General features: G+C 63.6%; 28 protein-coding genes and 1 riboswitch. Of the genes, 11 read left to right on the top strand and 17 right to left on the bottom strand.

What is annotated here, in order from left to right; genetic code table 11:
* Positions 1-6: 6 nt before the first annotated feature.
* The 11 genes from ribD to JMJ54_RS06850 form a co-directional block, all read right to left on the bottom strand.
* Complete coding sequence (gene ribD, locus JMJ54_RS06900) at positions 7-1,080, bottom strand: bifunctional diaminohydroxyphosphoribosylaminopyrimidine deaminase/5-amino-6-(5-phosphoribosylamino)uracil reductase RibD (RefSeq protein WP_203537495.1); 1,074 nt, start codon at positions 1,078-1,080, stop codon at positions 7-9.
* 29 nt (positions 1,081-1,109) lie between these two features.
* Positions 1,110-1,814, bottom strand: a complete 705-nt coding sequence (locus JMJ54_RS06895; RefSeq protein WP_203537206.1) for a glutamine amidotransferase — start codon at positions 1,812-1,814, stop codon at positions 1,110-1,112.
* A gap of 2 nt (positions 1,815-1,816) precedes the next feature.
* Positions 1,817-2,272 carry a transcriptional regulator NrdR gene (gene nrdR, locus JMJ54_RS06890; protein ID WP_203537205.1) on the bottom strand — a complete coding sequence of 152 codons (456 nt, stop codon included), beginning with the start codon at positions 2,270-2,272 and terminating at the stop codon, positions 1,817-1,819.
* Positions 2,273-2,381: 109 nt separating this feature from the next.
* Entirely contained in the window at positions 2,382-3,629 is a 1,248-nt protein-coding gene (gene glyA / locus JMJ54_RS06885; RefSeq protein WP_203537204.1) for a serine hydroxymethyltransferase, read from the bottom strand.
* A gap of 114 nt (positions 3,630-3,743) precedes the next feature.
* Positions 3,744-5,375: a hypothetical protein gene (locus JMJ54_RS06880; protein WP_203537203.1), complete on the bottom strand. Its 1,632-nt coding sequence runs from the start codon at positions 5,373-5,375 to the stop codon at positions 3,744-3,746.
* A 21-nt stretch (positions 5,376-5,396) separates the two neighbouring features.
* Positions 5,397-5,945: a hypoxanthine-guanine phosphoribosyltransferase gene (locus JMJ54_RS06875; protein ID WP_203537493.1), complete on the bottom strand. Its 549-nt coding sequence runs from the start codon at positions 5,943-5,945 to the stop codon at positions 5,397-5,399.
* 36 nt (positions 5,946-5,981) lie between these two features.
* Positions 5,982-6,527 carry an adenine phosphoribosyltransferase gene (locus tag JMJ54_RS06870; RefSeq protein WP_203537202.1) on the bottom strand — a complete coding sequence of 182 codons (546 nt, stop codon included), beginning with the start codon at positions 6,525-6,527 and terminating at the stop codon, positions 5,982-5,984.
* 11 nt (positions 6,528-6,538) lie between these two features.
* The gene (locus tag JMJ54_RS06865) at positions 6,539-7,831 is read right to left on the bottom strand and encodes an NCS2 family permease (RefSeq protein ID WP_203537201.1); all 1,293 of its coding nucleotides are present in this window, start codon (positions 7,829-7,831) and stop codon (positions 6,539-6,541) included.
* A 45-nt stretch (positions 7,832-7,876) separates the two neighbouring features.
* On the bottom strand, positions 7,877-8,443 hold the full coding sequence (locus JMJ54_RS06860) for a TMEM165/GDT1 family protein (RefSeq protein ID WP_203537200.1): 567 nt from the start codon (positions 8,441-8,443) through the stop codon (positions 7,877-7,879).
* A gap of 87 nt (positions 8,444-8,530) precedes the next feature.
* Positions 8,531-8,641, bottom strand: a riboswitch (yybP-ykoY riboswitch).
* A gap of 72 nt (positions 8,642-8,713) precedes the next feature.
* Complete coding sequence (locus JMJ54_RS06855) at positions 8,714-9,217, bottom strand: low molecular weight protein-tyrosine-phosphatase (RefSeq protein WP_238999931.1); 504 nt, start codon at positions 9,215-9,217, stop codon at positions 8,714-8,716.
* A gap of 158 nt (positions 9,218-9,375) precedes the next feature.
* Positions 9,376-10,539, bottom strand: a complete 1,164-nt coding sequence (locus tag JMJ54_RS06850; protein ID WP_203537199.1) for a GTP-binding protein — start codon at positions 10,537-10,539, stop codon at positions 9,376-9,378.
* Positions 10,540-10,899: 360 nt separating this feature from the next.
* Between JMJ54_RS06850 and JMJ54_RS06845 the strand changes: the two genes are divergently transcribed.
* From JMJ54_RS06845 to JMJ54_RS06825, 5 genes are all read left to right on the top strand, one after another.
* The gene (locus JMJ54_RS06845) at positions 10,900-11,124 is read left to right on the top strand and encodes a hypothetical protein (RefSeq protein WP_203537198.1); all 225 of its coding nucleotides are present in this window, start codon (positions 10,900-10,902) and stop codon (positions 11,122-11,124) included.
* 176 nt (positions 11,125-11,300) lie between these two features.
* Entirely contained in the window at positions 11,301-12,497 is a 1,197-nt protein-coding gene (locus JMJ54_RS06840; RefSeq protein WP_203537197.1) for a monovalent cation:proton antiporter-2 (CPA2) family protein, read from the top strand.
* Between the two features lie 130 nt (positions 12,498-12,627).
* Positions 12,628-14,973, top strand: coding sequence for a heavy metal translocating P-type ATPase (locus JMJ54_RS06835; protein ID WP_238999930.1), 2,346 nt, complete (start codon positions 12,628-12,630; stop codon positions 14,971-14,973).
* A 162-nt stretch (positions 14,974-15,135) separates the two neighbouring features.
* Positions 15,136-15,345 (top strand): heavy-metal-associated domain-containing protein, encoded by a 210-nt coding sequence (locus JMJ54_RS06830; RefSeq protein ID WP_203537196.1) that lies wholly within the window; start codon positions 15,136-15,138, stop codon positions 15,343-15,345.
* Positions 15,329-15,649 carry a metal-sensitive transcriptional regulator gene (locus JMJ54_RS06825; protein ID WP_203537195.1) on the top strand — a complete coding sequence of 107 codons (321 nt, stop codon included), beginning with the start codon at positions 15,329-15,331 and terminating at the stop codon, positions 15,647-15,649. Before JMJ54_RS06830 ends, JMJ54_RS06825 begins: the two co-directional genes overlap by 17 nt.
* 14 nt (positions 15,650-15,663) lie before the next feature.
* Here the strand turns inward: JMJ54_RS06825 and JMJ54_RS06820 are convergent, their stop codons facing one another.
* Positions 15,664-16,806, bottom strand: coding sequence for an aminotransferase-like domain-containing protein (locus JMJ54_RS06820; protein ID WP_203537194.1), 1,143 nt, complete (start codon positions 16,804-16,806; stop codon positions 15,664-15,666).
* Positions 16,807-17,002: 196 nt separating this feature from the next.
* Here JMJ54_RS06820 and JMJ54_RS06815 point away from each other — a divergent pair, with 196 nt between their 5' ends.
* Positions 17,003-17,452 carry a MarR family winged helix-turn-helix transcriptional regulator gene (locus tag JMJ54_RS06815; protein ID WP_203537193.1) on the top strand — a complete coding sequence of 150 codons (450 nt, stop codon included), beginning with the start codon at positions 17,003-17,005 and terminating at the stop codon, positions 17,450-17,452.
* A 68-nt stretch (positions 17,453-17,520) separates the two neighbouring features.
* Complete coding sequence (locus JMJ54_RS06810) at positions 17,521-18,453, top strand: dihydroorotate oxidase (protein WP_203537192.1); 933 nt, start codon at positions 17,521-17,523, stop codon at positions 18,451-18,453.
* Between the two features lie 69 nt (positions 18,454-18,522).
* Here the strand turns inward: JMJ54_RS06810 and JMJ54_RS06805 are convergent, their stop codons facing one another.
* Genes JMJ54_RS06805 through pmbA form a run of 3 tightly spaced genes read right to left on the bottom strand, consistent with a single transcriptional unit; the run spans position 18,523 to position 20,843 of the window.
* Positions 18,523-18,855, bottom strand: a complete 333-nt coding sequence (locus tag JMJ54_RS06805; protein ID WP_203537191.1) for a YnfA family protein — start codon at positions 18,853-18,855, stop codon at positions 18,523-18,525.
* A 21-nt stretch (positions 18,856-18,876) separates the two neighbouring features.
* The gene (locus JMJ54_RS06800) at positions 18,877-19,509 is read right to left on the bottom strand and encodes a DNA-3-methyladenine glycosylase family protein (RefSeq protein WP_203537190.1); all 633 of its coding nucleotides are present in this window, start codon (positions 19,507-19,509) and stop codon (positions 18,877-18,879) included.
* A gap of 2 nt (positions 19,510-19,511) precedes the next feature.
* Positions 19,512-20,843, bottom strand: coding sequence for a metalloprotease PmbA (gene pmbA / locus JMJ54_RS06795; RefSeq protein WP_203537189.1), 1,332 nt, complete (start codon positions 20,841-20,843; stop codon positions 19,512-19,514).
* A 215-nt stretch (positions 20,844-21,058) separates the two neighbouring features.
* Here pmbA and yjgA point away from each other — a divergent pair, with 215 nt between their 5' ends.
* From yjgA to JMJ54_RS06775, 4 genes are read left to right on the top strand one after another with little or no spacing between them, the layout of a single operon-like run.
* Positions 21,059-21,604 carry a ribosome biogenesis factor YjgA gene (yjgA, locus tag JMJ54_RS06790; RefSeq protein WP_203537188.1) on the top strand — a complete coding sequence of 182 codons (546 nt, stop codon included), beginning with the start codon at positions 21,059-21,061 and terminating at the stop codon, positions 21,602-21,604.
* Complete coding sequence (locus JMJ54_RS06785; RefSeq protein WP_203537187.1) at positions 21,604-22,272, top strand: HAD family hydrolase; 669 nt, start codon at positions 21,604-21,606, stop codon at positions 22,270-22,272. The genes yjgA and JMJ54_RS06785 overlap by 1 nt, the downstream gene beginning before the upstream one ends.
* Positions 22,269-22,862 (top strand): molybdopterin adenylyltransferase, encoded by a 594-nt coding sequence (mog, locus tag JMJ54_RS06780; RefSeq protein ID WP_203537186.1) that lies wholly within the window; start codon positions 22,269-22,271, stop codon positions 22,860-22,862. The genes JMJ54_RS06785 and mog overlap by 4 nt, the downstream gene beginning before the upstream one ends.
* The gene (locus JMJ54_RS06775; protein WP_203537185.1) at positions 22,859-23,530 is read left to right on the top strand and encodes an alpha/beta hydrolase; all 672 of its coding nucleotides are present in this window, start codon (positions 22,859-22,861) and stop codon (positions 23,528-23,530) included. Before mog ends, JMJ54_RS06775 begins: the two co-directional genes overlap by 4 nt.
* A 52-nt stretch (positions 23,531-23,582) precedes the next feature.
* On the opposite strand, the gene JMJ54_RS06770 is transcribed toward JMJ54_RS06775, so the two are convergent.
* The gene (locus JMJ54_RS06770; RefSeq protein ID WP_203537184.1) at positions 23,583-25,295 is read right to left on the bottom strand and encodes a cyclic-di-GMP receptor FimW-related protein; all 1,713 of its coding nucleotides are present in this window, start codon (positions 25,293-25,295) and stop codon (positions 23,583-23,585) included.
* Positions 25,296-25,320: 25 nt separating this feature from the next.
* Positions 25,321-25,689: a SpoIIAA family protein gene (locus JMJ54_RS06765; RefSeq protein WP_203537183.1), complete on the bottom strand. Its 369-nt coding sequence runs from the start codon at positions 25,687-25,689 to the stop codon at positions 25,321-25,323.
* Positions 25,690-25,749 lie beyond the last annotated feature (60 nt).

The raw sequence follows: 25,749 nt of genomic DNA, 5'->3' as shown, positions 1-25,749 counted from the left end.
CATGGTTCAGGCCCTGAAAGCTTGGGCCGGATCGGTAAAACGCAAGGTCCAGCGCAGGTCGTCGCCAACACTGCGGCGCTCGATCACCCGCGGCGCATAACGCTGGACCAGGTCCGTCAGCGCAAAGTCCGCCATCGCCCGCCCCTGTCCGATCAGCACCGGCGCCTGATACAGCAACAGCTCGTCGGCCAGTCCCGCCTGCAACAGGCCCCCGGCCAGCACGCCACCGGCTTCGACAGTCAGCTCGTTGATGCCCCTGCTACCAAGCAGGTCAAGCAGGGCCATCAGATCGACCCGAGCGTCGGCGCCCGGCAACAGCACGACCTCGGCACCTGTAGCCTCGAGCGCAGCCCGCTGCGGCCCGTCGACTGCGGCCGCGATCAGCACACCCTTGGTCTGCAACAGCGCGGCATCGGCCGGCGTACGCAGCCGGCTATCGACCACCACCCGCAGCGGTTGGCGTTCGACCGCAAAATCGCGCACCGTCAGCCGCGCATCATCTGCCAGCACGGTCTCCGCACTCGTCAGCATCGCGCAGGAACGCGCACGCCAGCGCTGGACATCGGCACGCGCAGCGCTGCCGGTAATCCACTTCGATTGTCCGTCGTTCAGCGCAATCCGGCCATCCAGACTTGCGGCAAGTTTGATCCGCGTCCAAGGCCGACCTCGCAGCATCCGGCTGATGAAGCCGACGTTCAGCTCGCGCGCCTCGGCCTCGAGGATGCCGGAGGCTGTCTCGATACCTGCAGCGGCAAGTCTGGCCAGACCGCGACCGGCGACCTGCGGGTTCGGGTCGGTCATCGCCGCGACCACGCGGGCGACGCCCGCCTGCACAAGTGCATCGGCACACGGTGGCGTACGGCCATGATGGCTGCACGGTTCGAGTGTCACATACGCAGTTGCGCCGTGTGCCGCGTCGCCGGCCATGCGCAAGGCATGCACTTCGGCATGCGGTTCGCCCGCACGCACATGCCAACCCTCGCCGATAACTGCACCGTCCTTGACGATGACGCAGCCGACCCGCGGATTCGGTGTGGTCGTGTAAAGGCCTTTGGCTGCAAGCCGCAAGGCCTGCTGCATGAAAACGTAGTCCGGGCTGGTAAACGTGCTCACAGTGAATCCAGCCACTCGCCGACGCACAGCGCCGCCTGCGCACGCAGACGCGTGCCCTCTGCGGCCGTTTGCGCACGCAGCACGCCGAAACCGATGCCGGCGGCATCAAGCTCGTCGCAATGACCGATCAGCCACTGCTCGAAGCGTCCCGCGTCGATCTCCGGATGGCACTGGAACGCCAGTACGCGTGCGCCAACCCGATAGGCCTGATGCGGATACATGCCGGTGGACGCCAGCAGCTCGGCGTTCGCTGGCAGATCGAAGGTGTCGCCATGCCAGTGCAGCATCGACGTCAGCGCACCGTCCAGATGCCGTAGCGGCGAAGCCTTGCCGGCATCGTTCAATGTCAGCGGCGACCAGCCGATTTCCTTGCCGTGCCCGGGATAGACACGCGCACCCAGCGCAGCAGCAATCAGCTGGGCGCCAAGACAAATGCCGAGCGCAGCGCGGCCGCTGTCGAGCCAGCCGGCAATCGCAACCGTTTCGGTCAGCAGCCACGGATAGCGGTCGGTCTGGTAGACGCCGATCGGCCCGCCCAGCACGACAAGCAGGTCGTCGACACCGGCATCGGCCAGCACGTCGAACGCGTCGACACCCGCCTCGAGGTAACGCAGCGTGTAACCACGCGCCGAAACGGACTCGCCCAGCGTGCCAAGGTCTTCGAACGCCAGGTGACGGATGATCCAGGCAGTACGCGACATGGCTATTCCTTCCGGGTGACTTCGCGGATGGCGTCGCGGAAATCGTCGACGTCCGAGAACGAACGGTAGACCGAGGCGAAGCGGATGTAGGCCACCTTGTCGAGCTTGGCGAGTTCGGTCATCACCATCTCGCCGATCTGGCGCGACAGGATTTCGCGATCACCGATGCTGAGCACTTTCTGGATGATGCGCGCAATGGCTTCGTCCATCAGTTGCGTCGACACCGGGCGCTTGTGCAGCGCGCGCTGGAAGCTGATGCGGATCTTGTCGCGGTCGAACTCGGTACGCTGACCATTCTGCTTGACGACCTGCGGCATGCGTACGTCGGCGGTCTCGTAGGTGGTAAAGCGCTTGTCGCACACGTTGCAACGGCGACGGCGACGGACAGCATCGCCTTCGTCGGACACGCGCGAGTCGACCACCTGAGTATCGGGGGAACCGCAGAACGGACATTTCATCGACAGGCCCTCGTGGCCAGATAGGAATAAAGATCAATAAAGAACGGGCGCGCGAAAATGGCAAAGGGTGGCGCCTCTCGGCACCACCCTTTTCATGCACTCGGAACGCTTAAGCGACGTAAACCGGGAACTTCGCGGTCAGCGCCTTCACCTTCTCGGCGACGGTTGCGAGGTTGGCTTCGTCGGCCGGATTGTCGAGCACGTCGGCAATCAGGTGAGCAACCTGCACCGCTTCGGCTTCCTTGAAACCGCGCGTCGTGATGGCCGGGGCGCCGATACGGATACCCGAGGTCACGAACGGGCTTTCCGGATCGTTCGGGATCGCGTTCTTGTTGACGGTGATGTGTGCCTTGCCCAGCGCCGCATCGGCAGCCTTGCCGGTCAGGTTCTTCGGACGCAGGTCGACGAGGAACACGTGCGATTCGGTACGGCCCGAGATGATGCGCAGACCGCGCTCGGCCAGCGTCGCCGCCATCGTTTGCGCGTTCTTGATCACTTGTTCCTGATACGCCTTGAATTCCGGCGTTGCGGCTTCCTTGAACGCGACGGCCTTGCCGGCGATCACGTGCATCAGCGGGCCGCCCTGCAGCGTCGGGAACACGTTGGAGTTGATCGACTTCTCGAACTCGGCCTTGGCAAGGATGATGCCGCCGCGCGGACCGCGCAGCGTCTTGTGCGTGGTCGAGGTCACGAAGTGGGCGTGCGGCACCGGGTTCGGGTAGACGCCCGCAGCGATCAGACCGGCGTAGTGCGCCATGTCGACCATGAAGTAGGCACCGACCTTGTCGGCGATTTCGCGCATCCGTGCCCAGTCGAAGCGCAGTGCGTAGGCCGAGGCACCGCCGATCAGCAGCTTCGGCTTGGTTTCAAGCGCGACACGCTCCATGTCGTCGTAGTCGATTTCTTCGTTTTCGTTCAGGCCGTAGGCAACGATGTTGAACAGCTTGCCCGACAGGTTGGCCGGCGAACCGTGCGTCAGGTGACCACCGTGACCGAGGTTCATGCCCATCACCGTGTCACCCGGCTTCAGGATCGAGAAGTACACGGCCTGGTTGGCTTGCGAGCCCGAATGCGGCTGCACGTTGGCGTACTCGGCGCCGAACAGTGCCTTGACGCGATCGATCGCAAGCTGCTCGATCACGTCGACGTGTTCACAGCCACCGTAGAAACGCTTGCCCGGATAACCTTCGGCGTACTTGTTGGTCAGTTGTGAACCCTGCGCTTCCATGACGGCCGGGCTGGTGTAGTTTTCCGACGCGATCAGCTCGATGTGCTCGTGCTGGCGCACCACTTCGCCCTGCAGGGCGGCGGCGAGGTCGGGATCGTATTGTGCGAGGGTGACAGACTTGGAGAACATGAGTTCGCTTTCCATTGTCGATTGAGATGGGAATGGCCCGGATTCTACCACGAGCGGCGCCGGTCTTTCCGGCAATCCTGATGCGCAGCAGGATGAGCGAAATTCATGCCCCGCTCAGCTCCGCCTGCGTCGCCAGATGTGGATGAACGCGGCCAGCCGCCCCCGCCAGTCGGTCCGCTGATCGGCCATGCGCTCGATGAACTCGGACAACGGCCTCGCCTTCATCAGCGTGTACAGCGTCAGGCCCAGCGCCGGCAGCAGAACCAGCAGGAAGTAACCCACCTTGGCCGCCGTGCTCTCGTGCGTGAGATCGAAAAGGTTCATGCCGAGAAAGCCGGTTACCGTGGAGCCCACCAGACTGAGGATGGTCACCACCGTCAGCTTGACCACGGTGTCCGCCTGCCGGCGCAGATCATCGTTCTCGAGATACTGGCTCATGCTCTTCACCGAATCCTGCACTTCCTGATACAGCTCGGCGGTTCCGAGGTGCCGCCGCAGCATGTCGAACAACTGTGCGGCGACCGCCTGGTTGGAGACCTCCCGGAACCAGTAGCGCTGGGTAAAGCGCAGGAAGACCTCCAGCTGGATCCGGATATCGCGCTTGAACGTCCGCACCGAGTGCACGTCCGCGATGTTCAGCCGCGCAAGCGCCACCGCCATCCGGTCCGAGAACGTCAGCAATGCCGCCTTGTGGAAGTGGGCAATCAGCGCCAGCAGGAACTGCTGATGACGAAACTGCCCGAGCACACCGGTTTGCGCATCACAGAAGAAGGGATGGCGGCGATCGCCGACGACGACCAGTGCCTGACCGTTGCACATGATCCGGGTCGAGGCACTGGGCACGCCCTGCTCCGGCGACCAGTAGCGGTCGTAACAGCTTTGCGCGATGAAATCCCTGACCAGCCGCCCCGGCAAGGCCTCGCCATCATCCGGTCGCGTCACCATGCCGAGACGGTAGAAATCGGCCTCGGACAGCGACAGCGGATCATCGAGCGCCAGATAGGCCAGCAACGGCATGCGGTGATACTCGACCTGACGGTAGCGAACGCCGCCGCTGGCGCTCGAATGGTGCGGCACCATCGGCTCGAGCAGCCAGGCCCAGTGACTGGCAAGCCGGGGGGAGCGGTACTCGGCCAGATGACCCAGATAGGCACCGCGATCGCCGTAATCGGACACCGCCAGCACCCGCCCCTGTGCGTCGCACCAGGCCACACCGGCCAGGCAACTGGCCGGACCGCCCTCCTCGTCCCACTGGGCCGGAAACGAGCGGCCGAAACGGAACAGGATGTCCTGCACGCGCGGCAACGGCAGGTTGTCGCCCATGACCTCAAGCGCGAGGATGACGACGTCGATATCGAAAAAGAAATACAGGTCGATGTGCGCGATGGCGAGGTCGACCTCGGCCCCGTCGCGGAACGTCAGCCGCACCGATTTGACATCGTCACGGCGGAACACGTGCAACGGCGACTTGCCGTAACTGGCCACATCGCTCGCCTCGGTCTGGCCTTCGCCGTAGAGGAAGCGCTGCACATAGGGCAAAAAGGTGATGAACTCGCGGTAATGGCGTTCCTGGAACGCCCCGGGCTCGAACTCGCTGGGCCGCAGCCGCCACGGCGAGCCTTGCTCCACAGCCGACAGCATCAGCCGCCACTGCTGGCCCAGCACGCCACTCTCGTCGAGCGGCATCAGCTGCAAGGGCCAGATCAGGATTTGGCGGAAGTGACGAACTTGCTGATTGTCAGTCATTCGCCCTCCGCCCTGTGCGTGCTACAGACCCTTGACCGCGTAGATGGCCAGGGTGTTGCGCCAGTAGCCCTGATAATCCATGCCGCAACCGAACAGGAAACGATCGTCGACCTTGAGGCCGACAAAATCGGCCTTGATGCCTTCGGCCTTGCGGTTGTGCAGCTTGTCGACCAGCACCGCAACGTGGATGTCCTTCACGCCCTGCGCCTTGATGTATTCGACGATGGCGGCCAGTGTGTGGCCTTCGTCGAGAATGTCGTCGACGATCACCACGGTCCGCCCCTTGAGGTCGTCGTGCGGCTTGACCTTCCAGTCCAATACGCCGCCGCTGGTTTCGTTGCGGTAGCGCGTCGCGTGCAGGTAGGACATCTCGAGCGGGAACTTCAGCCGCGGCAGCAGGTTGCCGGCAACGATCAAACCGCCGTTCAGCACGGTGTAAACGATCGGATTGGCATCCTTGAGCGCGACGGTCATCTGGCTGGCCATCCGGTCGATCGCGGCCAGCACTTCGGCTTCCGAGTGCAGCAGGTCGGCGTTATCGATGATCGTCAGCGCTTCGGGCAATTCCATGGTCACGGTAAAACTCCTGAATCTACGGGTGCGGCCTCAATGGCCGGCAAAATCACAAATCGTGTACAGCGGGATGCCCTGCTCGATGACGAGTTTCGAGCCCCCCAGTTCGGGCAGATCGACAATCGCCGCCGCCTCGACCACGGTCGCGCCAATGCGCGTCAGCAGCTTGGCCGCAGCGATCATGGTGCCACCGGTCGCGACGAGATCATCGATCAGCAGCACGCGGTCGCCGGCATGGCAGGCATCGCAGTGGATTTCCACCGTTGCCGAACCGTACTCCAGCTCGTATTCCTCGGCCACCGTCGCAAACGGCAATTTGCCCTTCTTGCGGATAGGCACGAAGCCGAGGTTGAGCTCATACGCCACGACCGCGCCAAGGATGAAACCGCGCGCATCGACGCCAGCAACGACGTCGAGCTTCTGGTCCATGTAGCGATGGACAAAGGTATCGACGAGAACGCGGAAGGTCTTCGGGTCCTGCAGCAGCGGCGTGATGTCGCGGAACTGCACACCGGGCTGCGGCCAGTCCGGCACCGTACGGATGCGGGCCTTGATGTAATCCTCGTTGCGCGGTTCCATCTACCTCTTCCTCAGCCGAACAGGGCGAATTTGACGATCCACAGCGCGGTGATGATCAGCACCGCCGGGCTCAGATCCTTGAAGCGACCGGCCAGCAGTTTGATCGCAGCATAGCTGATGAAGCCGAACGCGATGCCGTCGGCGATCGAATAGGTGAAAGGCATGCCGACCGCGGTGATCACTGCCGGCGCGGCTTCGGTGATGTCGTCCCAGTCGATCTCGGCCAGACCGCGGGCCATCAGCACCGCGACGTAGCACAACGCCGGTGCGGTTGCGAAGGCAGGCACGGTGCCGGCCAGCGGCGCAAAGAACAGCGCCACCAGGAACAGCAGCGAGACGACCAGCGTCGTCAGACCGGTACGGCCACCTTCGGCGACGCCGGCTGCCGATTCGACATATGCGGTGACGCTCGATGTACCGAGTGCCGCGCCGGCGATGATCGCGGTCGAGTCGGCCAGCAATGCCTTCTTGATACGCGGCAGCTTGCCGTCCTTGTCGAGCAGGCCCGAGCGGTGCGAGACGCCGATCAGCGTGCCGGTGGTGTCGAACAGATCGACGAAGAAGAAGATGAACACGACGCCGATCAGGCCTGCATTCAGCGCCCCGTGGATGTCGAGCTGCATGAAGGTCGGTTCGATCGACGGCGGCATTGCAAACACGCCCTTGAACGGCGTCACTTCCAGCAGCACCGACAGCACGGTCACCGCAAGCACGCCGATGATGATAGAGCCCTTGACCTTGCGATACTCAAGCGCCACGATCAGCACGAAGCCCAGCGCGGCCAGCAGGGCCGACGGCGCATGGATGTCGCCGAGCTTGACCAGCGTTGCTTCGCTGCCGGTGATGATGCCGGCGCTCTTGAGGCCGATGATGGCGAGGAACAGGCCGACACCGGCCGAAATGGCCAGCTTGAGCGAACGCGGGATCGCGTTGACCAGAATCTCGCGGATCTTGAACGACGACACCAGCACGAAAATGATGCCCGAAATGAACACGGCGCCCAACGCGGTCTGCCAAGGCACACCCATGCCCTGGACCACGGCAAAGGTGAAGTAGGCATTGAGACCCATACCCGGCGCCAAGGCGATCGGGTAGTTGGCAAACAGCGCCATCACCGCCGTCCCGAACGCGGCGGCGAGGCAGGTCGCCACGAACACCGCGTTGAAGTCCATGCCCGTCAGATGCAGGATGGCCGGGTTGACGAAGATGATGTAGGCCATCGTCAGGAAGGTGGTGAAGCCGGCGATCACCTCGGTCCGGACGTCGGTCCCGTGCTCCTTCAGCTTGAAAAATGCGTCGAGCATCATTTCCCCGTTTTAAGTCTGTTTGATTGAATCTAGTTATGGCCGTCAGCTGCCCACGCCGGCAAGTGCAAGCACACCCATCAGCGCGAACACGGCAGCGGCAACAAAACGCACGTAGCGCAGCAAGTGCATCCGCTGCGAAATCCAGTTGCCTACAAATACGGCGGGCACGTCGGCGATCATCATGCCGACGGTCGTTCCGGCGATCACCATCCACAGCGGCTGGTAATGCACCGCCAGCGCCACGGTGGCAATTTGCGTTTTGTCGCCCATTTCGGCAAGGAAAAAGGTCAGCGCAGTCGCGAGGAAAGCGCCATACGCTTTGACCGGCGCCTCGTCATCGTCCATTTTGTCCGGAAACAGCGTCCAGACGGCAATCGCCAGGAAGCCGAAGCCGATCACCCAGCGCAGGGTAGACGGCGCCATCAGGCTGGCCAGCCATTGGCCGAGCCAGCCGGCGGCAAAGTGGTTCAGGATGGTGGCAGCGAATATGCCGAGCACGATCGGCACGGGACGGCGAAACCGCGCAGCAAGCAGCAGCGCCAGCAATTGCGTTTTGTCGCCGATCTCAGCGAGGGCAACAACACCGGTCGAGACGAAGAAAGCGTCCATTCAGATATGTACTCCAGGGTGGGCAGACGTGAGGACTGCAGACCGTTGCCCACCCGGGTGTACGGTTTACAGACCTCAGGTCTTGTCAAGCACGCGCCGCAAGCAGCAACGGGCCGGATACGCCATGAGTCAAGGACTCAAGTATGTTGACGTACCCCCTGCGCGTACGCAGGCGACTACTCCCCTGAAGACCAAAGAGCGCGATCTTACCGATTCGCGCGAAGACCGGCAACGCGTGGCGAACCCGAATTTTGCCGTTTCTGCGCCAGGTCAAACAGCCGGCTGCGCGCCTCGGCGGGCCAGTTCGCTGCGCACGTGATCCATCAGGCCAGCACAACCGTCCTCGACCAGATCAAGCACGTGCTCGAAACCGCCCGCACCGCCGTAGTACGGATCGGGCACCTCGCGCTCGCGCGCCGCCGTTGCAAATTCGAGGAAGAGCTTGATTTTGGCTTGGTACTGCGGCGGCGCCTGACGCTCGAGCTGACGCAGATGACCGGCATCCATCGCCAGAATCAGATCGAAACGCGAATAATCCTGCGGCGACACCTGCCGCGCACGCAGCGGTGACAGGTCGTAGCCGCGCTTCTTTGCGTGCGCCTGCGCCCGGCGATCCGGCGCCTCACCAACGTGATAGTCCTGCGTTCCCGCCGAATCGACGAGCACCCGTCCATCCAGCCCCGCATCGGCAACCAGCTTGCGCAGTACGCCATCCGCGGTCGGGCTTCTGCAGATGTTGCCGGTGCAGACCATCAGAACCGAATAATTTTGCATTGCGGCGCCCCTTTTTAACTTATCGAAATCCGGCCCCGATTATCTCACGAAGCCCGCGCCAGCAATCCTGACTACGAATCCGCCGTCGTGGCGCCGATGCCCGTCACTCGCGCGGCACCGGTTGCCGCCGGCACCGCGTCGACCGGCCGATCGCTCGCCTACACACTCTCTCCCAGAGCCAACTCGGTAGCGCTCAACCGGCAGGCGGTGAATGCGGCTTCGATCTCCTGGCGGTCCATTGTCGCGCCGATGAATACCACCTCGTTGATCCGGTCGCCCCACGGCTCGCACCAGCTGGCATCGATGCTGGCGCGTTCGGACGTGCCGGACTGCGGCCAGTGGGCTTTGGGTGCTGCGGCCCACCATTCGCCGACGGGGTCGAGCGTTGCGGTATTACCGGCACGCGAATACGACAAGGCCAGTTCGGGCCGGTCAGCCAGCCAGACATAACCCTTGGCCCGCAGCAGCCCGGGAAACGGCCGCTCGATGAACGCGGCGAAACGTGCCGGATGCAACGGCTCGCGAAAGCCCAGTACAAAGCTGCCGATCCCGTACGCCTCGGTTTCCGGCGTGTGCTCGCCGGCCAGCGCCTGCATCCAGCCGGCCATATTGCTGGCGCGCTCCAGATCGAAACGGCCCGTACCGATGATCCTGCCCAGCGGCACCCTGCCGTGTTCGGCAAACACCAGGTCGGCCGACGGATTCAGCGCACGGATCAGCGTGACCACTGCATCCCGCCGCGCCGAATCGACCAGATCGCACTTGCTGATCACGATCACGTCGGCAAACTCGACCTGCTCGGTCAACAGGCTGGCCAGCGTGCGCTCGTCCTCGTCACCGGCAGTCATTCCGCGCTGGGCGAGCAGATCCTCGCTGGAAAAATCGGTCAGCAGGTTCACGGCATCGACCACCGTCACCATCGTGTCGATCCGTGCCAGATCGCCGAGCGAGGCACCCAGCTCGTCGCGAAAGTCGAACGTCGCTGCCACCGGCATCGGCTCGCCGATCCCGGTCGATTCGATCAGCAGGTAATCAAACCGGCCCTCGCTGGCAAGCTGGCGCACTTCGGCCAGCAGATCTTTGCGCAAGGTGCAGCAGATACAGCCATTGCTCATTTCAACGAGCTTTTCCTCGGTGCGCGACAGCTCAGCGCCCCGGGCGACAAGCGAGGCATCGATGTTCACCTCGCTCATGTCATTGACGATGACGGCAACGCGCAGGCCCTCGCGATTGGCGAGCACGTGATTGAGCAGCGTGGTCTTGCCCGCCCCCAGAAAACCGGACAACACCGTCACCGGCAAACGTCGATCGACCATTTCCATTGCCACCCCATGCAGCGCACCACCACCCCACGGCAGTCAAATGCAACCAAGTTGCAATACTAGCCCCGTGAAACCATCAAATGCAACTTAGTTGCACAAAATGACCGAGTGACACGTGAGACACGCAGTTGCCACATGCAATCAACCACAAATGCCAACTATTTACACTTGTACCAAAACCGAATCATGTGCAGCATCATCGAACTGATCTGATTGAGCACGCTCTCACGATTGTTTCCCAAAGCAGTACTCCAAGCGAGTCGTTCGACTCCCAAGAAAGTTCTTCTCAAGAACAAGTGCTCCTCCTTCAGCGCCCTGCCATCCGGCTTGGATGGCTCGTTCAGCAAAGGAGCCAAATTGATGGCAAACCAAAACTACTACGACTTCAACGTTGAAGTCCGCCCGACCCCGATCGGCACCGGCCTGGATGGCTGGTACCAGATCGTCCGTTGCACCCGTGACGCCCGCCAGCCGGTAACCGCATGGCAGCGCGCACCGCAAACCCGCAGCAATTCGGTTCACGAATCGCTGCGCAATGCAGCCAACTGGGCCAAGGCGCAAATCCCGCACCAGTTCGCGTCGTAACACCCGTACCGCATTGCGGTACACCCTGAAAAAGCCGCTTTCGAGCGGCTTTTTTCATGGCGACTCCCAATTCTGCCCGACAGTTTATTTGCCGGAAACGGGAACCTGTCACTGCCCGGCAGCGTCCGCATGAGTTAGTCTTCCAGAGACTTTCCGATTGCGTTACAAGGACCGCGATGCCCCACGCCACACCGCTGATCACCACCATCGTCGGCGGCCTCGTGCTCGCTTTCATCCTCGGCACCCTTGCCAACAAGCTGAAACTGCCGCCGCTGATCGGCTATCTGTGTGCCGGCATCCTTGCCGGCCCCTTCACGCCCGGCTTCGTCGCCGACCCGAAACTAGCGCCCGAACTGGCCGAACTCGGCGTCATTCTGCTGATGTTCGGCGTCGGCCTGCATTTCTCGATGAAGGACCTGCTGGCGGTGAAGAACATCGCCATCCCCGGCGCCGTGGTACAGATCGGCATCGCCACGCTGATGGGCATGGGGCTGGCGTGGCTGTTCGACTGGACCTTCGGTGCCGGCTTCGTCTTCGGTCTGGCCCTGTCGGTCGCCAGTACCGTGGTGCTGCTGAAAGCACTGGAAGAGCGGGACCTGCTGGAAACGCCCGAAGGCCGGATCGCCGTCGGCTGGCTGATCGTCGAGGATCTGGCCATGGTGCTGGCACTGGTACTGCTGCCCGCGCTGGCGGGACTGCTCGGCGGCAAGGGTGGCGACCTGGACGCCTCGGCCCTCGGCCTGACCTTGCTGATCACGCTGGGCAAGGTCGTAGCCTTTGTCGCCTTCATGCTGATCATCGGTCGCCGCTTCATCCCGTGGATGCTCGAACGCATCGTCTGGACCGGCAGCCGAGAGCTGTTCCGGCTTGGCGTACTCGCCACTGCACTTGGCGTTGCGTTCGGTGCCTCGCAGCTCTTCGGTGTGTCGTTCGCACTCGGCGCCTTCTTTGCAGGCATGGTGCTGGCGGAGTCCGAGTTCAGCCAGCGCGCAGCCGAGGAATCGTTACCGCTACGCGATGCGTTTGCCGTGCTGTTCTTCGTCTCGGTCGGCATGTTGCTGGATCCGCGCATCCTGATCGAGCATCCGCTGGCCGTCCTTGGCACGGTTGCGGTCATCGTCGTCGGCAAGTCACTGGCTGCGCTCGGCATCGTCATGGCCTTCCGGCACGACCTCAAGACTGCGCTAACCATTTCGGCGAGCCTGGCGCAGATCGGCGAATTTTCGTTCATTCTGGCCGGCCTCGGCGTCGCACTTGGCCTGCTGCCACCACTCGGACACGCACTGGTCATCGCCGGCGCCATCCTCTCCATCCTGCTCAATCCGCTGGTGTTCTCGCTGCTGGACCGGTACCGCCCGGCCGAACCGGCCTGACCGGCAGAACGTTCGAACCCAAGGGCCGCAATCGCGGCCCTTCTTCATGCCAGCAGCCGGCTTCGAAAGTTCGTCTTGCATTATACCCCCCAGGGGCATAATATACCCCCATACCCTATATGGAGGTGCGATGATGAACACCGAAGTCAGCCTGCCGATCAGCGGAATGAGCTGCGCGGCCTGCGCCACGCGGATCGAGAAAGTCCTCAACCGCCTTGACGGCGTCGACGCCAGTGTCAATTTCGCTACCGAGACCGCCCAGGTCCGGCTCGCCGGTGCGGCAGGTGTGCCCGATGTCGTCGGCGCCATCGCCAAAGCCGGCTATACGGTGCCGGAGGAAACGCTGACGCTCGCCATCTCCGGCATGACCTGCGCCGCCTGCGCGCTGCGAATCGAAAAGGTGCTGAACCGTGCCGAGGGCGTCAGCGCCAGCGTCAATTTCGCCACCGAAACTGCGACGCTGCGCTACCCCGGTGGCCAGTACGGCGCCGACGTGGCAATCGCCGCAGTCCGCAAGGCCGGTTACGACGCGCGCCTGCAGCAGCAGGATACCCCCCAGGCCCATGACGAGGGTGCACTGCGCCGCAGCTGGTTGGCCTTCGGCGTGGCCGCTGTCCTGACGCTGCCGCTGATGTTCGAGATGGGCGCGATGCTGCAGGGCAGCCATGAAGTCGTGCCGCGGATGTGGCAGCTGGCGCTGGCCTCGCTGGTACAGTTCACTGTCGGCCTGCGCTTCTATCGCGGCGCCTGGCATGCACTGCGTGGCGGCAGTGCCAATATGGATGTGCTGATCGCGCTGGGTACCACCATGGCCTGGGGTTACAGCGCCGCGGTCACACTGGCCGGCTGGCACGATGCGCACATTTATTTCGAGGCCAGTGCCGCCATCATCACCCTGGTGCTGCTCGGCAAGCTGCTCGAAGCCCGCGCCAAAGGCCGTACCGCCGGCGCGATTGCCGAGCTACTGGCGCTGCAGCCCAAAACCGCCCGCGTCGAGCGCGACGGCCAGCTGGTCGACATCGCCATCGGCGATCTGGTCGTCGGCGATATCGTCATCGTCCGTCAGGGCGAGCCGCTGCCGGTCGACGGCCGGGTCGAGGACGGCAATGCCGCCATCGACGAAGCGATGCTGTCCGGCGAATCGGCCCCGGTGTCCAAGGCCGCCGGCGACAGCGTCTATGCCGGCACCCGCAACCTCGAGGGCATGCTACGCATCCGCGCCAGTGCCACCGGCGGTGCCACGCAACTCGCCGATATCGTCCGGCTGGTGGCGCAAGCGCAGGGCTCGAAGGCGCCGATCCAGCAACTGGCCGACAAAATATCTGCCGTCTTCGTCCCTGTCGTCGTCGCCATTGCCGTCGTTACCTTCTTTGCCACCGCGTGGTGGACCGGCAGCTGGGTGACCGCGCTGATGCATGCCGTTGCGGTACTGGTGATTGCCTGCCCGTGCGCCCTCGGCCTCGCCACGCCGACCGCGGTGATGGTCGGTGTCGGTCTCGGCGCCAAGCGCGGCATCCTGTTCCGCAACGCCGAGGCGCTGCAGCGGGCACGTGAAGTTAACCTGCTCGTCGTCGACAAGACCGGCACGCTGACCGAGGGCAAGCCGGCCGTGACCGAGGTGGTCCCGCAGAACGGCTTCGACCTGAATACCGTGATGCAGCTCGCCGCCAGCGCCGAAGCCGGCTCCGAGCACCCGCTGGCCCGCGCCGTACTGACGCACGGCGAAGCACTTGGTCTAAGCCGCCTGCCGGTCGAAGACTTTGTCGCCGCGCCGGGTCATGGCGTCAGTGCGAAGATCGACGGCCGCGCCGTACGCATCGGTGTCCCGCACTGGGCATTACCGGGTGGTGACCTGACCGAAGCAGAACGACTGCAACAACGCGGCCAGACCGTGATCGCCATGACCGTCGACGACGTTCCGGCCGGGCTGATCGGTATCGTCGATACGGTGCGGCCGACATCGAAGGCCGCCGTCGCCCAGTTGCAGCAGGCCGGCGTCGAAGTGGTGATGCTGTCCGGCGACAACGAAGCCGTCGCCGCCAGCGTGGCTGCCTCGCTCGGCATCCGGCGCTATCGCGCCGGCGTAAAGCCGGCCGACAAGGCCGACGCGGTGCAGGCCTTCCGTGCCGAGGGCAAGGTTGTCGCCATGGCCGGCGACGGCGTCAACGATGCACCGGCGCTGGCCGCCGCCGACGTCAGCTTTGCCATGCGCACCGGTGCCGACGCGGCGATCGAGGCCGCCGACATCACGCTGATGCACAACGACCTGGCCCACATTGCCGACGCGCTGAGCCTGTCGCGCGCGACGATGCGCAAGATCCGCCAGAACCTGTTCTTTGCCTTTGCCTACAACGTACTCGGCATCCCGCTCGCGGCCTTCGGCCTGCTGAGTCCGGTGATCGCCGGCGCGGCGATGGCGGCCAGTTCGGTATCGGTGGTCAGCAATGCGCTGCTGCTCAAGCGCTGGCACCGCTAGGCGGCTGCGCCTTCGCATCTCGCATCCGCACGATGCTCGAAATCCTCATGTACCTGAACGTACATTCCGGTTTCTGCGCTTCGGTCGGGCACGACCTGCATCGGCTCGCTCGCCTATCGGCACCTTGTAGAGTTTAATCACGTCCCAACAGGAGAAAGCATCATGGAACACATCGAAATCCGTATCGACGGCATGAGCTGCGGCGGTTGCGTCGCATCGGTCACCCGCGCACTGCAGGCCGTTGAAGGCGTCAAGACCGTCAGCGTCACGCTGGACCCGCCGCTGGCCCGGGTCGACTTCGACGGCGCCGACACCGACGCGGCCGAAATCGAACGCAGCATCGAGGATGCCGGCTATGACGTCATCCGCTGACTGCTGCGCCGACGACCACGGCCCGGGCGACAGCCGCCGGGTCGGGCGCGACAACAAGGATGCCCTGGTCAAGCGGCTGAACCGGATCGAGGGTCAGGTCCGCGGGATCAACAAGATGGTGCAGGAGGACCGTTACTGCATCGACATCCTGACCCAGATCGCCGCGGCCAAATCGGCGCTGGACAGCCTCGGCATGCAGTTGCTCGAGGCACACGCTCGCGGTTGCGTCGCCGGGGCAATCCGCGATGGCGACGGCAACGCCGCCATCGACGAGTTGATGACGGTGCTGCGCAAGCTGGGCTGATACCCCGCCGGGTATCAGTCGGCGTTCAGCAGCTGCGCCAGACGTGCGATACCCTGTTCGATCTGCTCAGGGCTGGCGTGGCTGAAGTTGAGACGCAGATAGCTGGCATCGGCGCCGTTCGGGAAGAACGGCTCGCCCGGCATCACGGCGATGCCGGCATCAAGTGCACGCCGCATCAGTGCCATCGTGTCGCACGACCGGGCCAGCTTCAGCCAGAAGAACAGCCCGCCGGCAGGCAGCTGCCAGTGCGCGTGTCCGCCCAGATGGCGCTGCAGCGCCGTCGCCATCGCATCGCGCCGCTCGCGGTACAGCGGCAACACCGAGGCGACATGCTGCTCGAGTTCGCCCTTGGCCAGCAGATCGGCAATGATGGTCTGGCTGACGCGGTTACTGTGCAGGTCGGCGGCCTGCTTGAGCCGGGTCAGCGGTGTGATCAGGTCCGGATGGACGATGAGAAAACCGAGCCGCAGTCCCGGCGCCAGTGTCTTCGAAAACGAGCCCTGATAGACCCAGCGCGCCGACTTCAGCCGGCCGGCGATCGGCTGCGGCGCTTCGCCGTCGTAGGACAATGCACGGTACGGGTCGTCCTCGAACAACAGCGCGTCGTGACGGTCAAGTGCGGCGGCCACCGCATCGCGCTCGGCATCGCTATAGCAATAGCCGGACGGATTCTGGAACGTCGGGGTCAGGTAGGCCATGCGGACATCGGCGAGCGTACGTTCGAAGCCGGCCAGATCCGCACCGTCCGGTCCGACGGACACCGGGCAGAAACGTGCCCCGAACAACTTGAACGACTGCAAGGCCGCCAGATAGGCCGGCGCCTCGGTCAGTACCGGTGTGCCCTCGTCGATCATCAGCTTGCTGACAAGGTCGATGCCCTGTTGCGAGCCGTTGACGATCAGCACTTGCGCCGGTGTGCAGGCAATCCCGAGCTTGTTGCCCAAGCGGGCGATTTCGGCGCGCAAGGCCGGCTCGCCCTCGGTTTCGCCGTACTGCCATGCATTGGCAAGCAAGCCGGCATCCAGTTTGTCGGGACGGTACAGCGCCTCTTCGGCCGGCAGACCGCCGGCAAACGACACCATGCCCGGCCGCTTGGTGGCGGCAAGGATGTCACGAACAAGGGACGAACTGAGCTGATCAATACGGCGGGCAAACATCGGGCGCACTCCTAAACAACGCGGATGGAAAACCGGGCAGTCGCCGGCAGGGGATTGCGTTGCGTGGTACGCGCCGCGGGGCGATACGCTGCACTTGATCGAGTAAATCAAGGCGTTGGTAATGCGCCGCTATATAAGCCAAAATTATTGACCTATTATGGATTTAATCCTGCCCCGTTCAAGCGAGCACGTCAATATGACCGGCCTACCGTTCGACGAAACACAGCTCAACAGCGCCTGGGAGCTGATGTTCTACGGCTTTCGCGCCCTGACCGCCCCACCCGACTCCCTCCTTGCCGCGCGCGGCTGGAGTCGCGTCCACCACCGCATTCTCTACTTTGTCGCCCGCACCCCGGGACAAACCGTTGGCGAACTGTTGCAACGGCTCGGCGTGACCAAGCAGGCGCTGAACGGACCACTGAAGGCCTTGCAGCAGGCCGGGCTCGTTTCCGTGACCGTCTGCAACGACGATCGCCGCGCCCGGCGGCTGCATCTCAGCCCGGACGGCCAGGCGCTTGAGGCCTCGCTCACCGGCGTACAACGGGCGCTGCTGGCCAAGGTATTCGAGCGCGCTGGCGAGTCGGCATTCGAAGGCTGGTGCAAGGTCATGGACGAATTGGCGGCGAGCGAGTCGCGCCAATCTTGATCAAACGCAGGGCATCGACGCGACGATGCCCTAGGATGGAAGTCATTGAATTTCACGATCAATCCGCCATGACTGACCTGACCTGCCTTTTCCTCGGCCAGCCCTTGGCCAACCCGTTGATGAACGCGTCGGGCGTGTGCTGCCGCACCACGACCGAGCTTGATACGCTGGCGTCCAGCGCTGCCGCAGCAATGGTCACCAAAAGCTGCACGCTCGAGCCGCGTACTGGCAACCCCGAACCGCGCTACAGCAGCCTGCCGCTCGGCAGCATCAACTCGATGGGCCTGCCCAACGAGGGCTACCAGTATTACCTCGATTATGCCGAGCGCTTCGATCACGAGCGCAAGCTGCTGTTCCTGTCGATATCGGGCCTGACGCTCGACGACAACGTCGAAATGATTGCGGCAATCCGCGAAGCCGTGAACCCGGCACTGCTCGAAGTCAACCTGTCGTGCCCCAACGTACCGGGCAAGCCGCAGACCGGCTACGACTTCGAGGCGATGGACGAACTGCTCGACGAAGTCAACGACGCCTACAAGCGCCCGTTCGGCGTCAAACTGCCGCCCTATTTCGACATCTCGCATTTCGATGCCGCTGCCGAAGTGCTGAACCGTTACCCGCGGCTTGCCTTCGTTACCTGCATCAACTCGGTCGGCAACGGACTGGTGATCGATCCCGACACCGAGTCGGTAGTGATCAAGCCCAAGGACGGCTTCGGCGGTCTCGGCGGCGCCTATGTGCTGCCGACGGCGCTCGCCAACGTCAATGCCTTCTACCGTCGCTGCCCGGACAAGCAGATCATCGGCTGCGGTGGCGTGCAGAGTGGCACCGAAGCCTTCCTGCACCTGCTTGCCGGCGCCAGCCTGGTCCAGATCGGCACAGCGCTGTACGAGGAAGGCCCGGCGGTATTCGATCGTGTACTGGGCGAACTCACCGCCATCATGGCGAGCAAGGGCTATACCTCGATCGACGCATTCCGCGGCAAGCTCAAGACGCTGTAGGGCCTTCCCCGCCGGGAAAGAAAAAAAAGCCGCGATCGCGGCTTTTTTTCCTGGATGGCACACCTGTACTCAGGCCGCGCGCGGCGCGAACATGATGATCGCCATGCCGGACAGCGACACCGCCACGCCGAGCACATCCCACGGGGATGGCCGGATACCGTCGACCGCCCACAGCCAGCCCAGCGCCACGGTGATGTAGACGCCACCGTACGCCGCATACACACGTCCCGCCGCACTCGGATGCAGGCTCAGCAGCCACGCGAACAGCACCAGACTGGCGGCCCCCAGCGGCAGCCACCACGCCGACAACCCCTGCCGCAACCACAAATACGGGATGTAGCAACCGACGATTTCGGCCAGTGCGGTCAGCACGAACAGGCCGACGGTCTGCAAGACACTCATTTCAATGGCCTCGTCCGGCGGCTAATAACTGACCGGCAACGGCTCGAGCCCGCGCCACATGTACCACGTTGCGACCGAACGCCACGGCGCCCAGCGTTCCGCCAGCGCGCGGACCTCCGCTTTCGGCCGGCGCTCGTCGTCATGGTAGAAACGCGCCACGGCCTTGATCAGGCCGATGTCGTCGAGCGGCAGTACGTCCGGGCGCATCAGGTGGAACATCAGGAACATCTCGGCCGTCCAGCGGCCGATGCCGCGGATCGACGTCAGTTCGGCGATCACGGCCTCGTCGTCCATCGCGTCGAGCCGCTCGGACGCGAGCCGGCCATCGGCATGGTGCTGCGCCAGATCCTTCAGGTACTCGACCTTGCGCTGCGACAGACCGCAAGCACGCAAATCGTCGACCGATGCCGCCAACACGCGCTCGCTGCGCGCCTCGGCCACGCAGGCATCGAAACGACGCCAGATCGAATCCGCGGCCTTGACCGAAATCTGCTGGCCGACGATAGACCGGCACAGCGTCACGAATACGTCACCACGGCCTTCAAGGCTGATGCCGGGATAGGCAAGGATCAGCCGCCCCAGCACCGGGTCGGCGGCTGACAACGCCGCGCAGGCTGTATCCCAGTACGAGGGACGGCCGATGATGTCGGCCATGCTCAATGGCCGGCGACGGTCATCTTGTCGATGAGGATCGACCCCACGCGACGGCTGCTCGACGTTTGCCAATCGTCACCGATGCCGACGATGCCCTTGAAAAGGTCACGCAGGTTGCCTGCAACGGTGATTTCCTCGACCGGGTGGCTGATCTTGCCGTTCTCGACCCAGAAACCGGCCGCGCCGCGCGAATAATCGCCGGTGACGAGATTGATACCGTGGCCGAGCAACTCGGTCACCAACAGGCCGGTGCCCAGCTCCGCCAGCAACTCGTCGAAACTCGCGGTCGCGCTCACCAGCAGGTTGTGCGAGCCGCCGGCATTGCCGGTGCTCTGCATGCCGAGCTTTCGGGCGCTGTAGCTGCCGAGGAAATAGCCGTTCTGCACACCGGCGGTAATCAGTTCACGCCGCGTGGTCGCCACACCCTCGGCATCGAAGGCACCGCTGGCCAGACCACGGATCACGAACGGGTCATCGACGATCTCGACCACAGGCGAAAACACCTGCGTGCCGAGACTGTCGGTCAGGAAGCTGGTCTTGCGGTAGAGGCTCCCGCCGCTCACTGCCGATACCCAATGACCGATCAGCGACGAAGCCACCGGTGCCTCGAACAGCACCGGGTATTCGCCGGTTTTGACCCGACGGCCACCGAGCCGGCGTACCGCTCGCTCGCCCGCCTTGCGGCCGACCGCTTCTGCGGCATCGAGATCCTCGGCGGCGCGTGCGGCGGTATACCAGTAATCGCGCTGCATGCCCGACGCATCCTCGGCAATCAGCGCGGCCGAAATCCCATGCCGGGTCGACTCGCCCACCCCGGAAAAGCCGGCCGAGTTCGCATAGACCCAGCGCGACGCCGCCGTCGACACACTGGCGCCTTCGGAATTGCCGATTCGCGCATCGACCGCACGGCCGGCAGCTTCACAGCGTTGCGCCAGCTCGATCGCCTGTTCGACCGGCAGTGCCCACGGGTGGTAGACGTCGAGGTCGGGGAAGACGGTGGCGAAACGCGCCGGATCAGCCAGACCGGCGCAGGGGTCTTCGGCGGTATAGCGTGCAATCGCCAGAGCAGCCTTGACCGTATCCGCCAGTGCAGCCGGCGAGAAATCGGACGTGCTCGCGTGGCCTTTGCGCTGGCCCAGATAGACAGTGACGCCAACGCCCTTGTCGCGGTTGTATTCGATCGTTTCGACCTCGGCCAGCCGCACCGAGACGTTCTGGCCCAGTCCTTCGGAGGCATCAACTTCGCACGCCGTTGCACCCTGCCGACGCGCTTCGTCGAGCACGGTCGCGGCAAGGTCGCCAAGCTGTTCTGGGCTGAAGCTGAATTCGGACATCGGACATCCTTGAAGTAAGTCTGCAAACGCGGCTGGCAACACCCCGCACAGCGGCGCTGGCAAGGCGTGCAGAACGCAATCGTAAAAAGGTAAAGCAGGCAGGCGCAACGCAGCCAGCGGGATTTTGCTCTCTGTGCCCGGCGGGCGGCACAAGTGTACGCCGGACAACCCCGGTGGGGCTGGTATCATTATGCTTTTGCTCCACGCTCCCCGCCATGGCTCGACACCAAGATCCCCTCCCCCACGACGACGACGTCGAAATCGTCAGCAAGAGCCAGATGAAGCGCGACATGAACGCGCTGCAGGATCTGGGCGAAGCGCTGATTCCCCTCGACCGCAAGCACCTGATCGGCCTCGGGCTGCCGGAAACGCTGTTCAATGCGCTGATCGAAGCCAAGCGGCTGACCGCGCACGGCGCCGTCGCCCGTCACAAGCAGTACATCGGCAAGCTGATGCGTCAGGTCGATCCGGCGCCGATCCAGGCACTGCTCGACTCGCTCGCCGGCAACTCCGACCGCCACAACGCCTGGCTGCACCAGCTCGAACGCCAGCGCGACAAGCTGCTCGCCGACCCCAAATCCGTCGAAGCCCTGATCAACGATCACCCGGGCCTCGACGTCCAGCAACTGCGCCAGCTGATCCGCAATGCGCTGAAAGAGCGCGAGCAGCAGAAACCGCCGAAGGCGTTCCGCGAGCTGTTCCAGTTGCTGAAGACGCTGTATCCGGAACCACCACTGATCGATCCACGCGAGGAAAGATGATGTCGTTGCCTGCCCACCTGCCGAAGCGTTTTGACGCCATTTTCTTTGATATGGACGGCACGCTGATCGATTCGACGCCCTGCGTCGAACGGATCTGGCGCAACTGGGCCGGCGAGCACGGCATCGACGCCGAAGACCTGATCGCCAACATGCACGGTGTGCGCGGTGTCGACGTGATCCGGCGCTTTGCGCCGAATGCCGACCTGCAGACCGAGTTCGAGAAGCTGCTCGGACGCGAGCTGACCGACATGGAAGGCACGATCGCCATCGCGGGCATCGCGGCACGGCTCGCCGAACTCGAGGGCGTGCGTACCGCCATTGTCACCTCCGCGCCGCGCCCGCTGGCGCAGTCCAAGCTGGAATACTGCGGCCTTACCCCGCCGGCCTTCATGGTCTGCGCCGAGGATGTCGCCGACGGCAAACCGTCGCCAGCCCCGTATCTGGCCGGCGCGCGGCACTTTGCGGTCGATCCCGCCCGCGCACTGGCCTTCGAGGATGCACCGAACGGCGTGCGCTCGGCCAAGGCAGCCGGCATGACGGTGATCGCGCTGACCACCTCCCATGCAGCCGACGAACTCGGTGAAGCGGACTTCCTGATCCGGGACTGGCACGACCTGCGTTTCCACGCCGAGGCCGACGGCAGCGTGACGGTCACGGTGGCTGAATGAGCGGCGCACTGAAGATCGGTCTGGTCTCGATCTCGGATCGTGCCTCGACGGGCGTGTACGAGGACAAGGGCGTTCCGGCACTGCGCGACTGGTTGGCCGCCGCGCTGGCGACGCCGTTCGAACTCGTCACACGGCTGATTCCGGACGAACAGCCGCAGATCGAATCGACGCTGTGCGAGCTGGTCGATGCCGCAGGTTGCCATCTGGTGCTGACCACCGGCGGTACCGGCCCGGCGCTGCGTGATGTGACACCCGACGCGACGCTGGCCGTGGCCGACCGGCTGATGCCGGGCTTTGGCGAGCAGATGCGCCAGGTCAGCCTGCACTATGTGCCGACCGCCATTCTCAGCCGTCAGGTTGGCGTCGTGCGCAAGCAGTCGCTGATCCTCAACCTGCCCGGGCAGCCGAAGTCGATCAAGGAAACACTGGAAGGCGTCCGTGATGCCGATGGCAAGGTGATCGTGCACGGCGTGTTTGCCTCGGTACCGTACTGCATCCAGCTGCTCGACGGCCCGTACATCGAAACCCATGCGGCCATCGTCGCAGCCTTCCGGCCGAAATCGGCCATCCAACCCAAGGACGGACAATGAGCGAGCTGCTCCCCTGCGTCGAAATCGAAACCGCGCCCACCCCTCGAGCCACCGTGATCTGGCTGCACGGCCTCGGTGCCGACGGCAACGACTTCGTCCCGGTCGTCCCCGAGCTGGGTTTGCCGGCCGGCCTCGCGGTCCGCTTTCTGTTTCCCCATGCGCCCTACATGCCGATCACTTGCAACAACGGGCACGTGATGCGCGCGTGGTACGACATCGTCTATTTCGACAGCATCGACCGGCATGCCGACCTCGGTGGCGTCCAGGCTTCGGTCGAACACGTCCGCGCGCTGATCGCCAGCGAAAACGCCCGCGGCATTCCGAGCGAACGCATCATCCTTGCCGGCTTCTCGCAAGGCGGCGCCATTGCCTACACTGCCGGTCTGACCCACCCAGAACCGCTGGCAGGCATCGTGGCGTTGTCGACCTATTTGCCCGCGCCACAACTGATCGACGCGGCCAGCACACAGGTCAACCGCAATACACCGGTGTTTGCCGCCCATGGCAGCCATGACCCGGTGGTGCCGGTGGTGCTAGGCGAAACGGCAGCGCAAACCGTCAGCACGCTCGGCAATCCGGTCAGCTGGCAGACCTGGCCCATGCAGCATTCGGTCTGCATGCCTGAGATCCAGGCCATCGGCCAGTTCGTCTCGCAGCGGCTGGGCTAAGCAAAAACAAACGGCGCCCTCGGCGCCGTTTGTTTTCTGAACTCAGGCTGGTTCAGTCTTTCTGCCTGACCACCTGCACATTCGCCCAGACCCAGTCCGTACCCTTTTCGATCACGCTGCCCAGCTTGACCGTAAATCCGCGATCCCGCGCCTTGACGCTGTAAAGCCGGTTACTGGCGTACTCGGACGCGTGCAGCATCAAGGTGTTGACGCTGTTGCTGCCCTGCAGATGCGGAATGTACAAGCCGACGCGCAGCATCGGGAACTCGGTATTGAAGATCGACACATCTGACAGATTGATCTGCGTATTTTCGTCGTCATCGGCCTTGACGCTGACCGCCACCGGCGTCGCGGAAAGAATCTGGATTCCGGCAGACAGTTGTTCGTCACGCAGACGATTAAGGCGCCGGACAATGCAAACGCGCCAGTTATCGTTCTCGCCCGTCCGCATGCCCACCAGCGCACCAGGGCGGATCCACTCGTTCTCGGCTGCGTGCAGCACCGCGCCGAAGCCCCCCTCGGACTCGTTCTCGATCACCCAGGTCGTGGTACTAACCTGCTGCTTGGTCTTGGGGAGGACCGTGGCCGGATTGGCCGACTGCTTCGACCTTGTCCGTTCCGAGACGAAACCGTACAGCCGCATGTCCATGATTTCGTCGTAATCGACCTCGGTTTTGCTCTCGACCGGCTGGCGACTGAACTTGTCGTTGTCGTTGCGGACCATCGCGCACAATTTGCTCAGACCCTGTACGACTTCAGCAGTCTTGCTCACGGTCTGGCGCGCACTGCGGTTGATCTGCGTGTTGCGCAGCGTCGATGACCAGGCCGCTTCGATCTGGCGCAGCAAGTCACCGCAGGCAGGCTGGCGGCAGTCTTCGCCGAGGCCGAGCGAGACCACGGACGCACCCTGCTCGAGCTTGCGCTGCGTTTCCTGAAGTTCGTGGATCAGGTCGAACAGCCCCCAGTAGCGGAACGGCTCTTCGGTCTGGTCTTCCTTCACCCGCCGCGGTCCTGCATCTTCCTGCAGGTTGACGCAAAGGTGATGCCGGTCCGCATAAAACTTGCGCGACAGCTGAATCAGCTTGCTCCAGCGGTCCAGCCACTGATCGGCCCAATCGAGCTGTCGTACCGTCAGGTTGTGGCTCGACAGCGTCGCCAGCATCAGCAGTTGCAGATACTCGTCGGCACAGGATGTGACCTCGTCGGAATGTCCCGGATACAGCGGAAACGGGTTGCTGTCGAAACCGTCGATTTCCGACAGTCGATACAACTGGTTTGCCTGCGTCCACAGCTTCGACGGCAAGCGCTCATAGCGGAAGTGATGCCATTTGGCCTGAATGCCGAGGTAGTGCAGGCTGCGCGCCAGCACCCGCGGCATCAATGTCTCGATTCGTGCCTTGTCCTCGGGATCGGGATCGGCTTTGACGAAACGCTGGTGCAAATCCACCATGGCCTGCGCATACTCGACCACCTCCTTCCACAGCTGGCGCTCCAGCTCCTTGGGCATGCGCGGATTGGCAACGTACTGGCAGCACAAGGCTTCGTAGCTCGGCTGTGCGGCGGCATCGATAAGCAAGGCAGCTTCAAGCGCATCGGCCGTCGGCGGTTTGCGATCGGCCAGAAAACCCTGCGCCAGCGCGAGCACCTTGGCACGCTGCGCCGCCGGCGTATCATGCTCGAGTTCGCGGCACCATGCGGTGGCAAGCTTGGCACCGGCAAAGGGCGACTTATCCCGTTTCAGAAGTCGGTTCAGTAATTCGCGCATAGACACGTCTGCTGGCTAACGGGGGTCATTCAGTCTCGGCTTTGAACGTCGTCAGTTCGAGCCAGGCTCTGGCTTCGTCGATATCGTCGAACACCTCCACCTCGGCATCGGAGAGGAGATTGTTGACCCACGCCGACCACGTCACCCATTGATCGTTGGAGACGATGGCCACCCGACCGAAATCCCGCCGGTGCTTGCGCACGAAGCGGACCTCTTCGACGGCCATGTCGATGGTGTAACCGAGCATGCCGGAGAGGTCGAACAGCAGATTGGCCGAACCGTGAAAACGCAGCTCGTACAGCACACTGTCTTCGAACTCCTTGAAGTCCTGAACAGTGAACTCGTTCAGTACGGCTACGTAGATGTAGTGGGCTTCGTGCGAGATGGTGATCATGTCTGCTCCTGACTCCAGCGTTCACTTACAAGCATAGCGCATCCGACCTTGGCAACCGGT

This window comes from Jeongeupia naejangsanensis, assembly GCF_016865585.1.
GTDB lineage: Bacteria > Pseudomonadota > Gammaproteobacteria > Burkholderiales > Chitinibacteraceae > Jeongeupia > Jeongeupia naejangsanensis.
This window is presented reverse-complemented; position numbering and strand designations above follow the sequence as displayed.